Annotated in this window: 14 protein-coding genes; 9 read left to right on the plus strand and 5 right to left on the minus strand. The window is 64.4% G+C overall.

All coding sequences use genetic code 11. The features are described 5' to 3' along the window. Window positions 1-270, minus strand: a 270-nt coding sequence (locus tag ACHWRX_RS08600; protein WP_394658881.1) for a hypothetical protein, incomplete at its 3' end; no start/stop codon positions are given. Between the two features lie 180 nt (window positions 271-450). Between ACHWRX_RS08600 and ACHWRX_RS08605 the strand changes: the two genes are divergently transcribed. Together ACHWRX_RS08605 and ACHWRX_RS08610 are read left to right on the plus strand one after the other, a co-directional pair. After that, window positions 451-1,224, plus strand: coding sequence for a DUF72 domain-containing protein (locus tag ACHWRX_RS08605; protein ID WP_394658882.1), 774 nt, complete (start codon window positions 451-453; stop codon window positions 1,222-1,224). Window positions 1,225-1,234: 10 nt separating this feature from the next. After that, the gene (locus tag ACHWRX_RS08610) at window positions 1,235-1,711 is read left to right on the plus strand and encodes a COG3650 family protein (protein ID WP_394658883.1); all 477 of its coding nucleotides are present in this window, start codon (window positions 1,235-1,237) and stop codon (window positions 1,709-1,711) included. 27 nt (window positions 1,712-1,738) lie between these two features. On the opposite strand, the gene ACHWRX_RS08615 is transcribed toward ACHWRX_RS08610, so the two are convergent. Further along, complete coding sequence (locus ACHWRX_RS08615; protein ID WP_058735241.1) at window positions 1,739-2,164, minus strand: OsmC family protein; 426 nt, start codon at window positions 2,162-2,164, stop codon at window positions 1,739-1,741. A gap of 249 nt (window positions 2,165-2,413) precedes the next feature. On the opposite strand from ACHWRX_RS08615, the gene ACHWRX_RS08620 reads away from it, so the two are divergent. The 3 genes from ACHWRX_RS08620 to ACHWRX_RS08630 are packed head-to-tail and all read left to right on the plus strand — an operon-like array spanning window position 2,414 to window position 4,208. Next, window positions 2,414-3,502 (plus strand): PAS domain-containing protein, encoded by a 1,089-nt coding sequence (locus ACHWRX_RS08620; protein WP_394658884.1) that lies wholly within the window; start codon window positions 2,414-2,416, stop codon window positions 3,500-3,502. After that, complete coding sequence (locus tag ACHWRX_RS08625) at window positions 3,499-3,912, plus strand: response regulator (protein WP_394658885.1); 414 nt, start codon at window positions 3,499-3,501, stop codon at window positions 3,910-3,912. Before ACHWRX_RS08620 ends, ACHWRX_RS08625 begins: the two co-directional genes overlap by 4 nt. Further along, window positions 3,909-4,208: a hypothetical protein gene (locus ACHWRX_RS08630; RefSeq protein ID WP_394658886.1), complete on the plus strand. Its 300-nt coding sequence runs from the start codon at window positions 3,909-3,911 to the stop codon at window positions 4,206-4,208. The genes ACHWRX_RS08625 and ACHWRX_RS08630 overlap by 4 nt, the downstream gene beginning before the upstream one ends. An 18-nt stretch (window positions 4,209-4,226) precedes the next feature. Here the strand turns inward: ACHWRX_RS08630 and ACHWRX_RS08635 are convergent, their stop codons facing one another. The 3 genes from ACHWRX_RS08635 to ACHWRX_RS08645 form a co-directional block, all read right to left on the minus strand. Next, window positions 4,227-4,508 carry a DUF427 domain-containing protein gene (locus ACHWRX_RS08635; RefSeq protein ID WP_183616479.1) on the minus strand — a complete coding sequence of 94 codons (282 nt, stop codon included), beginning with the start codon at window positions 4,506-4,508 and terminating at the stop codon, window positions 4,227-4,229. 116 nt (window positions 4,509-4,624) lie between these two features. Beyond that, entirely contained in the window at window positions 4,625-5,320 is a 696-nt protein-coding gene (locus tag ACHWRX_RS08640; RefSeq protein ID WP_394658887.1) for a DUF2490 domain-containing protein, read from the minus strand. 65 nt (window positions 5,321-5,385) lie between these two features. Further along, window positions 5,386-6,051: an extensin family protein gene (locus tag ACHWRX_RS08645; RefSeq protein WP_394658888.1), complete on the minus strand. Its 666-nt coding sequence runs from the start codon at window positions 6,049-6,051 to the stop codon at window positions 5,386-5,388. 212 nt (window positions 6,052-6,263) lie between these two features. Here ACHWRX_RS08645 and ACHWRX_RS08650 point away from each other — a divergent pair, with 212 nt between their 5' ends. The 4 genes from ACHWRX_RS08650 to ACHWRX_RS08665 all read left to right on the plus strand — a co-directional run. Beyond that, a complete protein-coding gene (locus ACHWRX_RS08650) occupies window positions 6,264-7,394 on the plus strand; it encodes a phosphoserine transaminase (RefSeq protein ID WP_394658889.1) in 1,131 nt (376 codons plus the stop codon). 134 nt (window positions 7,395-7,528) lie between these two features. Further along, on the plus strand, window positions 7,529-9,112 hold the full coding sequence (gene serA / locus ACHWRX_RS08655) for a phosphoglycerate dehydrogenase (protein ID WP_058735234.1): 1,584 nt from the start codon (window positions 7,529-7,531) through the stop codon (window positions 9,110-9,112). A 156-nt stretch (window positions 9,113-9,268) separates the two neighbouring features. After that, entirely contained in the window at window positions 9,269-10,393 is a 1,125-nt protein-coding gene (locus ACHWRX_RS08660; RefSeq protein WP_394658890.1) for an ATP phosphoribosyltransferase regulatory subunit, read from the plus strand. Between the two features lie 61 nt (window positions 10,394-10,454). Then, a partial coding sequence (locus ACHWRX_RS08665) for an SDR family NAD(P)-dependent oxidoreductase (protein ID WP_394658891.1) occupies window positions 10,455-11,038 on the plus strand: 584 nt, incomplete at its 3' end.

Below are 11,038 nucleotides of genomic sequence, written 5' to 3' on the forward strand. Positions count from 1 at the left end.
GGGACTGTAGGTGGCAGGGATCGGTTGCGGATACTCTTGCTGTGCCGTCATCCAGTTGACCGGGGTGAGATCCTGCGGGGGCGCTTCGAAAGCAATCGCGGGCATTTCGTCGGCCTTGACCTCTTTCACGCCGATCAGCGTGCGCCAGTCATCCGCCTTTTGCTGCATGGTCGTGGGAACGGCCATGGCGGTGAGAAACCCGGCGGCGAGCCCGCCCAGAACGACGCCGCCGATAAGCTTGCCGACCATCGCCTTGCGTTCGTGTTTCATGACGCTTTTTCCTGAAAGTTCTGATGCGTTTGGCATTTTGAACGCGGATCGCGGTGCCAGGTTCCGCAAAGTTCTTGGCGGAACCACCGGCGGCTTGTTACGCTGAGGCATCATGACGAACCCGCCGGACCCTTCCGCAATCGTACTACGTCGAACGCCGTTCACACAGGGCGGCAGGGCATGAGCCTTGGCGCGATCCGTGCGGGAACCGGCGGCTGGGTCTATGATCCGTGGCGCGAGACGTTCTATCCCGAGGGCCTGGCGAAGGCGAAGCAGCTGGAATACCTGGCCACGCATCTCACTGCCGCAGAGGTCAACGCCACGTTTTACAGCCGGCAAGCCCCCGCGACTTTCGCCAAATGGCGCAAGACCGCGCCGCCGCACTTTCGCTTCGCGTTGAAGGCGTCGCGCTACTGCACCAATCGCAAGAACCTGGCCGAGGCGGGGGAATCGGTTGCGAACTTTATCGACCAGGGGCTGGTGGAGCTGGAAGATCGGTTGGGTCCGATCAACTGGCAGCTGAACGACAAGAAGCGGTTCGATCCAGAAGAGATCGCGGCTTTCCTGGCTCTCCTGCCATCAAGCCATGCGGGCGTACCGCTGCGCCACGCGATCGAGGCACGGCATGAAAGTTTCGACGATCCCGCGTTCTACGCTTTGCTGCAGGATGCCGGAGCAGCGCTGGTGGTGACGCGGAGCGAGGATTATCCGGACTTCACGCGTACGGACGGGCCCTTCGTGTATGCGCGGCTGCAAGGCTGCCGCGCGGACGAGCCGACCGGGTATTCCGCCGACGAGATCGCTGCTCAGGCCGCCGAGGCGGTGAAATGGGCGGCCGATGGGCGCGAGACGTTCGTGTTTTATATCGCCGGCGCGAAGGAGCGGGCCCCGGCGGCGGCGCTGGCGTTGATCGAGGCGTTGGGAGAGGATGCGGTCCGCCCCGCAAGCTGCTAGGCGCCGCACCATGACCTTGCATCGCGTCGCGCTCGTTTCCGCCCTTGGGCTGGCCCTTATCGCCGTGAGCGGCTGCGGCCCACGGCGTGGCGAGGACAACGGCGGCGTGCCGGGTGACACCGATTCGTCCAAGCCGTTCAGCGCGATCTCAGCGCGAGAGACATTGCATTTCGGCGGGACAGAGCCGTTCTGGAACGGCACCGTGATCGGCGAAACGCTGACTTACGCGACCCCCGCCCAGCCGGACGGTACCCGCATCACCGTCAAAAGGTTTGGCGGCCGCAACGGGCTAGGGCTCAGCGGCACGCTGGAGGGCAAAAGCTTCGACATGACGGTGACGCCGGGGACTTGCAGCGACGGCATGTCGGACCGCAGCTTTCCCTTTTCCGTCCTGCTGAAGCTGGGAGAGGAAACGCGTCAGGGCTGCGGCTGGACGGACAGCCGGCGTTTCACGGAAGCAAAGGACCTTGCGGGAAAGCCACAATAAGCAGCCGTCCCGCAAGATGCGCCTTGATCAGTTCTGGAACGAGGTGGTCAGCGTGATCTCGCAATTCAAAAGCTTCGAGATCGGGCAACCGGCCTTGGCTTCGGCAGCAATCTTTTCGAACTCGGCCTGATCCAGGCCTGGTACCTTGGCGGTCAGCGCCAGTTCGGACTTCGTCACCTGGAAGCCGCCGTCTGCCGAGACGAGCGTGACCTTGCACTCCGTCTCCAACGACCCGTCGGTGTGGCCCGCCTTGGCCAGCGCGAAGCTGGTGGCCATCGTGAAGCAGCTGGCGTGAGCGGCGGCGATCATTTCCTCCGGGTTGGTGCCGGGGGCATCTTCGAAGCGGGTGGTGAAGCCGTAATCCGCATCGATCGCGCCGGACTTGGCGGTGACGTGGCCTTTGCCTTCCTTGCCCAGACCTTCGTATCGGGCGGTGGCGGTATTGACTGTCATGGGGAGGGTGTCCTTTGGCTGAAGAGACGTCCCGCGTTGGCGCGGGCCGGGCGTGGGCGAAACGGCCGAAGCCGGGTGCGGTTGCGCCCGGATTGCCCTGGAGAACACCTAGCCGATATCTGGACCTTTTTGAACGCAGATGGCATTAGGAAGCGGGTCGTTTGCGTCCCGGTTGGTGGAACTCTTCCCAGTTGCACGCATTGTTGAATTCACGTTACAGGCACTTCGGATAAATTTCAGGGGCGATCGATGTCGCACGACAAGACAGTGGCATCGGGTGTCCCTCTAGGCTGGGATGACAGCCAGACCTATTTCAATTCCAGCGGTGATACGCCCGGCGTAAGCAGGCCGGAGGACCAGTTCGTCGGTGCATCCGGCGTTCTGTTCGAACAGGCTATGGCGCAGACCCGAATGGCGGTGTGCCTGTGCGATCCACATGTCACGGACATGCCGATCGTATTCGCAAATCGGGCGTTCAGGCGTCTGACCGGTTACGAAGAGCACGAAATCATCGGCCGGAATTGCCGGTTCCTCCAGGGCCCGGAGACCAACCAGCGGGAGCTGGACAAGCTGCGGTCCGCGCTCGCCAACGAAGACGTGGCGGTGGTGGAACTGCTCAATTATCGCAAGGATGGCTCCACTTTCTGGAACGCGCTGCACCTGGGGCCGATCTATCGGTCCGATGGGTCGTTGGCATATTTCTTCGGCAGCCAGTGGGACGTCTCGGAAGTCCGCGCGGTGCGCGCTGAGGAAGAACATGCCCGCAGCATGGCGCGCGAGCTTTCGCACCGCATGAAAAACATGTTCGCGGTGATTTCAGGGATCGTGAACATCACGGGCCGCGTTCGCGGCATCCCGAGGGAAGCGGATGAGATCAACGGCCGCATCCAGGCGTTGGGTCGCGCGTATGAGACCACGTTGGACGAAGCGTCCAGCGGCACGATCGAGATCGGTCCGGCAATCCGCGCAATCCTCGGCCCCTACGATGCTGACACGCAGCGACTGTTATTTCTGGGTAACGGTCAGCGCGTCCATTTCGCCACTGTATCCGTCGTCGGACTGGTGCTGCATGAACTGGCCGCCAACGCGACCAAGCACGGCGCCTGGGCCAATAACGACGGTCGGGTGGAGCTGAACTGGTACGAGGGCAAGGGCCGTGGCCCCAGCAATCTTGTGGTCCATTGGCGCGAATACGGCGGCCCCGGTATCCGCATGTCTCCGGATGGACGGGGGACCGGCACCCAGATCGTCGATCGGATGCTGCGGCATGGCGGCGGCTCTATCGAACGTCGCTGGCACGATGATGGGCTGGAAGCGACAATCGTAATTCCCGCATGACTCAGGCTGCCTTATTGCAGGAACTTCCCGCACCGATGAATATCCTGATGCTTGAGGACGAGCCCCTGATCCTGATGGACCTTGAGTTCGCGGCGGAGGATCTCGGCTGTCGCGCCATGTGCGCCTCCAGCGTGGATGAAGCGATGGAGATCCTGGATCACGAAACGGTCGATTGCGCGATCCTCGACGTGACATTGAAGGACGGCGAGACGTGCGTTCCCGTTGCGGAGGCCTTGGCGCAGCGCGGCATTCCCTACCTGCTCCATTCCGGCGATCTGGACCGTCACGACGAAACGGTTCGCGGCCTCGGCGCCGAACTGGTCGCCAAGCCGGCCAGCGCCAGCCGCGTGATCGCTCGCGCCGTCAGCTTTGCGCAGGACAAGCGTGACGAGACTGCGGTTCCGCAATGAGCCGCCCGAGTGGTAGCATTGGGCTGGGCCTGCCGGGTCTGGCCTTTCAAGCCTGCGAGCTGGGCATCGATTCCAGCTGGGTGATCTGGATGCGGTGCATGCGCATGGCGGCGGGCGGGCCGGGCAGCCAAAAAGAGGCGCGCCGCATGGTCGCCGAAAAGTGGCAGGCGCAAGTCGAGCTGACGATGGCACTGGCGACCGGGCAGCTGGGTGCGGACCCCATTGAGGTGGTGGGGCAGGCGATCGATCATTATCATTCCCGCGTTCGCGCCAATCGCAAGCGCCTCTCGCGCTAACAGCTGGCGCGGCGAGCCCTAGCTGACTTCCACGCCCTTCCAGAAGGCGATGCGATCGCGGATCTGGCTGGCTGCGTCCTTGGGCTCGGGATAATACCAGGCCGCGTCCTGATTGGTCGAACCGTCCACCGTGATCGAATGATAGCGCGCGTCGCCCTTCCACGGGCAATGGCTGGTCGTTTCGCTGGGTTGAAGGACGGCGGGGTCCACCGCATCGCGCGGGAAGTAATGGTTGCCTTCCACCACCACCGTATCATCACTATCGGCTATTATGCTGCCGTTCCATCGTGCCTGCACCATGATCGTCTCTCCACTTGCGCTGAGCCGCGCGCTGCCTGAAGCGTCAACACACGCGCCTCCACATGGTGCCTGAACGATCCGATTCATGCCCGGATCGCGTCGATTTTCTCCGCTAGTCAGTGCCGGAAGAACAGAGACACCGACGCGACATGGTTCACCCGCGTCCGCCCGCGGGTCTGGTCGATCACCTGATTGAGATAGCCGATCTCCGCCGTGCTCGCCCCGGGAAGGCCGACCTCCACGCCCACGAAGCTGCGCAACTGATCGAAACCGCTGCGCGCGCCCCAGTCGGTATCGTTGAATGCCACGAACGCTTCGGCATACACCAAGGCGCTCACCGCGTCACTGGCAGGCCTCAGCGGCTTCTCATAGCGCAGCATCTCGCGCACGCGCCAGCCCACGTCGCCACCGTCGTTGCGCCAGCGCTGCTCCAGCCTGGTTCGGGAAGAAAGCTCTCCGCCCCATGGCTTGCCGAGCGCAAGGTTCAGTTGCTGAAAGCTGCGTTCCTCGTTGATATCGCGCCCACCGCGCTGGGGCGTCTCGACATGGGCGAACCCCTGGTAGAGCGTGACCGTGGAGGACAATTTCCAGCCGATCGCACCGCGCAGCAGCAATTGATCGACTCGCGAAACGCCGTCGCCGAAGCGCGGCTGCAGCTCGGCGAAGTAGACCACCTTTCCCGCTATCGGACCCATCGCGGTCAGGTTCAGCCAAGCCTGCTCGTCCTGAATAGTTTCAGCGGCGGCGGGGAAAGCCATGGTGAAGAGGGATACGGCCAGCGCGCGCGCGGCGATCCGGGGGCGGGTACGCATAGCGATACGCGACTAACCAGGCTACGTGTCTCGAACATTGCTGGGCTGTCTCTCAGCCTTGCCGGTCAGCGGCAGAAATCAGCCCCGTCTGCTTCCAGGTGGAAGTGATTGCGATGCGCCGCGTTGTATTGCGGGCCCAAGGTGGTGCCAAAGCGCTTGCAGGCGCTGGCGTGGACAGTGCGCAGGAAGCGGCGTTCGGCCGGGGTGCCGCCGTCCCAGTCTTCCAGAACGGTAATCCGCCGTCCATCTTCCAGCACGAAACCGGACACGTCGATCGCGTTGGCGGTGGCATGGCCCGACATGCGACGGGTGCCCGCGATCGTGCGGCAGGAATAGCTGCCGAAGGTCTCGATCCGGGTGACTCGCGCGCCCAGGATCTGTTGCGCCGCGCGGTCCACGCCAAAGCGCGCCCATCCCGCGAACTGGGTGGCGACGTTGCAGGTCACCGGCCCCAGGTTGGCCAGGGCCAGCTGCGCGGAATCGCTGCGCAGGCTATCCAGCCGCACGGTGCCGACATTGCGGCAACCTCCGGAGAAGTACCGATCGGGCAGTAAGGCGAATCGTGCTTGCGCCAGCCCCAGCTGACTCAGGCACTGCCGCAATTCGGGCCGTGGCGGCGGCGTGCGCGCCGGGCCGGAGCGCCTGGGGGGTTCCCGCCGCGACCCTTTGGGAATGTCGATACAGCCGTGGAGCGTGGCCACGAGCGGCAGGAGCAGCAGGATCCGTCGCATCGCTACGGGTATCCCTCCATCGCGTTTATCCAACGTGAACTGACAGTTGGCACCCGGTCTAGGGCAGGGTGGGCCGAGGGGCGAGGCCAGTCGGATCGCTTTCGGCTGCAGAGCGGGGGATATCTTCCTTGACTTGGGTCACCCACGAACTAGACGCAGCGCCGGGCCACGCGGTCCCAACGCCGCGCGTGCTCTCTGTAAGGAGAGACTACATGACTGCACCTACCAAGCCGTTGGCTAAGCCGGCGCGCCCGTTCTTCTCTTCCGGTCCCTGCGCCAAGCCGCCCGGATATTCTCCCGAAAAACTCGCGACCGAATCGCTGGGCCGCTCACACCGAGCGAAGATCGGCAAGTCGCGCCTGTCGTACAGCATCGACCTGATGCGCGAAGTGCTGCGCCTGCCCGATACGCACCGCATCGGCATCGTTCCGGGTTCGGACACCGGCGCGTTCGAGATGGCGATGTGGACGATGCTGGGTGCCCGCCCCGTCACCACGATGGCCTGGGAAAGCTTTGGCGAAGGCTGGGTGACGGATGCGGTCAAGCAGCTCAAGATCGATCCCACCGTGATCCGCGCCGACTATGGCCAGCTGCCCGATCTGGGCCAGGTCGACTGGTCGAACGACGTGTTGTTCACCTGGAACGGCACCACCTCGGGCGTGCGCGTGCCGAATGCCGACTGGATCGCCGCCGATCGTGAAGGCCTATCCTTCGCCGACGCCACCAGCGCGGTCTTCGCTTACGAAATCGACTGGGCGAAGATCGACGTTGCCACATTCTCTTGGCAGAAGGTGCTGGGAGGCGAGGGCGGTCACGGCGTGATCATCCTCGGCCCCCGCGCGGTCGAGCGGCTGGAAAGCTACACGCCCGCATGGCCGTTGCCCAAGGTGTTCCGCCTCGTCTCGAAGGGCAAGCTGGCCGAAGGCGTGTTCAAGGGTGAGACCATCAACACCCCCTCGATGCTCGCGGTGGAAGATGCTATCTTCGCGCTGGAATGGGCGAAGGGCCTGGGCGGTCTGGAAGGCCTTAAGGCCCGCTCCGACGCAAACGCCGCCGCGCTCGACAAGATCGTTGCCGAGCGTGACTGGCTCGGCCATCTGGCCGCCGATCCCGCCAGCCGGTCGAAGACTTCGGTCTGCCTGACTGTCGAAGGTGCGGACGCTGACTTCATCAAGCAGTTCGCGGCCTTGCTGGAAAAGGAAGGCGCGGCCTTCGACGTCGCCGGTTATCGCGATGCCCCTCCGGGCCTGCGCATCTGGTGCGGCGCAACGGTGGAAACCGCTGATATCGAAGCACTCGGTCCGTGGCTCGACTGGGCCTACTCCACGGCGAAGGCCGCCTAACCACTGCTATTTGCCGTCGCCCCGGGCTTGACCCGGGGCCCCGCTTCCTTCTCCCCGCCCGCAAAGAACAAGCGGGATCCTGGATCAAGTCCGGGATGACGTGGGAAGGGTTACAGACTTCAGGAACACACCTCATGACCAAGCCCAAAGTGCTCATCTCCGACAAGATGGACCCCAATGCCGCGCGTATCTTCGAAGAGCGCGGTTGCGATGTTGACGTCATCACCGGCGAAACGCCGGAACAACTGATCGCCCGCATCGGCGAATATGATGGCCTGGCCATCCGCTCTTCGACCAAGGTGACTAAGGAAATCCTGGCCGCCGCGGGGAACCTCAAGGTCATCGGCCGCGCCGGCATCGGTGTCGACAACGTCGATATCCCAGCCGCTTCCGCGCAGGGCGTGGTGGTGATGAACACGCCGTTCGGCAACTCTATCACCACCGCCGAACATGCCATCGCGCTGATGTTCGCGCTTGCCCGTCAACTTCCAGAGGCGAATGCGCAGACCCAGGCCGGCCTGTGGCCCAAGAACGGCTTCATGGGCGTGGAAGTCACCGGCAAGACGCTGGGCCTGATCGGCGCGGGCAACATCGGTTCGATCGTCGCCAGCCGCGCGCTGGGCCTGCGGATGAAGGTTGTCGCGTTCGATCCGTTCCTCACCCCGGAGCGTGCGGTGGAGATGGGCGTGGAGAAGGTCGATTTGGACGGCCTGCTGTCGCGCGCGGACTTCATCACCCTGCACACCCCGCTGACGGACCAGACCCGCAACATCCTCTCGGCCGAGAACCTGGCCAAGACCAAGAAGGGCGTTCGCATCATTAACTGCGCGCGCGGCGGCCTGGTGGACGAAGCGGCGCTGAAGGCCGGGCTGGATTCGGGCCACATCGCTGGTGCCGCGCTCGACGTGTTCCAGACCGAACCCGCCAAGGAATCGCCGCTGTTCGGCACGCCCGGCTTCATATGCACCCCGCACCTGGGTGCCTCGACCAACGAAGCTCAAGTCAACGTCGCGCTGCAGGTAGCGGAGCAGATGGCTGATTTCCTCGTGAACGGCGGCGTCACCAACGCGCTCAACATGCCTTCGCTCAGCGCGGAGGAAGCGCCCAAGTTGAAGCCCTACATGGCGCTGGCCGAAAAGCTGGGTTCGCTGGTTGGCCAGCTGACGCGCGATTCCGTGCCGCGGATTTCGATCCACACCGAGGGCGCCGCGACCGAGCTGAACCAGAAGCCGATCGTCGCCGCCGTTCTGGCCGGCTTTATGCGCGTCCAGTCGGACACGGTGAACATGGTCAACGCGCCGTTCCTGGCCAAGGATCGCGGGCTTGAGGTGCGCGAGGTCAAGACCGAGCGTGAAGGCGATTACCACACGCTGATCCGCGTTTCGGTGAAGACCGAGGCGGGTGAGCGTTCGGTGGCGGGCACGCTGTTCAACAACGTCGAGCCGCGCCTGGTCGAAATGTTCGGCATCAAGGTAGAGGCCGATCTGAACGGCCACATGATGTATATCGTCAACGAAGACGCCCCAGGCTTCATCGGTCGCATCGGCACGCTGCTGGGTGAGAACGGCATCAATATCGGCACCTTCAATCTGGGCCGTCGCAACGCGGGTGGCGAAGCGGTGCTGCTGCTTTCGATCGACAGCCCGGTATCGGAGGACCTGTTGAAGCAGGCCTGCGCTTTGCCAGGCGTGAAGCTGGTGAAGGCGCTTTCGTTCTAAAGGGTTCGCCGCCCCTGCCGCGGCAGCCTTCAAGTCCCCCTCCCGCGTGCGGGAGGGGCTAGGGGAGGGCCTGTTTTTAAGCTACAGGCCCTTCCGATCACCTCCTCACGCAGGGGGACGGGGATCGTCGACAGCCACCTGCGGGGCAGATTTCCAGTGCACCACGATACCGATCGCGATCTTTTGCCCGAGGGACTGGGTGATCGTCTCCCCGCTCAAGCCGCCGCTGCCGGCCGCGTGCGGCGGGCGATGACCGATGCGTTCGCCAGCCACGGCTATGCCCGGGTTGAAACGCCGACGATCGAGTTCGAAAAGTCGATGGCCAGCCGCATGGTCGGCGTGAAGCCACGGCGTATGTTCCGGCTGGTCGATCCGATCTCGCTGCGCACGCTGTCTCTGCGGTCTGACATCACCGTGCAGATCGGGCGCATCGCCGCCACCAGCCTTGCGGCGCGGCCACGCCCGTTGCGGCTTTGTTATTGCGGTCAGGTCCTGACCATCAAGGGTGATGGCCTGGACCCCACGCGTGAACGGCTGCAACTGGGCGCCGAACTGATCGGCAACGACAGCGTCGCCGCCGCCGCCGAGATCGTCGCGCTGGCGATCGAGGCGCTGGAGGCAGCCGGGGCGACCGGGATCTCGATCGATTTCACCTTGCCCGATCTAGTCGACACTCTGGCGGCGGAGGCCCTTCCGCTGCCCCCAAGTCAGATCGAGGCTGTCCGCCGCGAACTGGATGCCAAGGACGCGGGTGGCCTCGTCGATGCCGGTGGCCAGGCGTATCTCCCGTTGCTCTACGCCATCGGGCCGTTCGACGATGCGATCGCCCGCCTGGCGGCGTTTGATGCCGGTGGCGCGTTAGCCAGCCGCATTGCCGCCTTGCGTGAGATCGCCGGACGGATCGGCGGTCGCGCCCGCGTCACGCTCGATCCATCGGAGCGGCATGGTTTCGAATACCAGTCATGGCTGGGCTTCACGATCTACGCCGCTGGCGTCCAGGGCGCGCTGGGCCGGGGCGGTACCTATCGCATCCTGGGTGAGGCGGCAGAGGGTGAGGTTGCCACCGGGTTCTCGCTCTATCCGGACCGTCTGATCGATCTTCTATCGGAAACGACCGACGAGGGGGCCAGCCTGTTTCTGCCGTGGGGTCACGACACGGAGACGGCCGCTCGCCTGCGCGCGATCGGCTGGCGCACCGTGGCGGCACTCTCGCCCGAAGACGATGCGCTGACGCTCGGTTGTAGCCATCAGCTGACGGGCGCAGAGGCCGTTCCGCTATAAGGCAGCCTCCCGCCCGCTTGCTCGTTATCGGCTGGAGTTTCAAGCAACAGGCGGTACGGCAATGCGAACGGCAATCGTCACGGGTGGTGCCCAAGGGATCGGCAAGGGCATCGTCGAACACTTGCTGGCCGATGGCTGGCGAGTGGTCGCGATAGATAGCGACGCGGAGGCGATTGGCGACCTTGCCGGCGAGCTGCCGGTCACAGAGTTGCTGGCGGTCCGAGCGGATGTCGGCAGTGAGAGCCAGGTCGCCAAGGCCTTCGATCGCCTGAAAGCGTGGAACGAAAAGGCCGGGGAGCCGGCTGGAATCGATCTGCTCGTCTCCAACGCCGGGCTGGCCGATCCGGTAAGCGGCCCGATCGAGGAACTGGACCTGAAGCGGTGGCGACAGTGGCAGGATAGCCACGTCACTGGTGCATTTTTGATGGTGCGCGCGGCCGTGCCGCTGCTGCGGATACGCAAGGGGGCGATCGTGCTGATGGCCTCGACCCGGGCCCTGCAGTCCGAGCCGGAGTGCGAGGCCTACGCCACGGCCAAGGGCGGCCTTTGCGCCATGGCGCATGCGCTGGCGATCAGCCTGGGCCCCGACATTCGCGTGAACGCCATCCTGCCGGGCTGGATCGAAACCGGACCCTGGCAAAAGGC

The organism is uncultured Novosphingobium sp., from assembly GCF_964277725.1.
Classification (GTDB): domain Bacteria; phylum Pseudomonadota; class Alphaproteobacteria; order Sphingomonadales; family Sphingomonadaceae; genus Novosphingobium; species Novosphingobium fluoreni.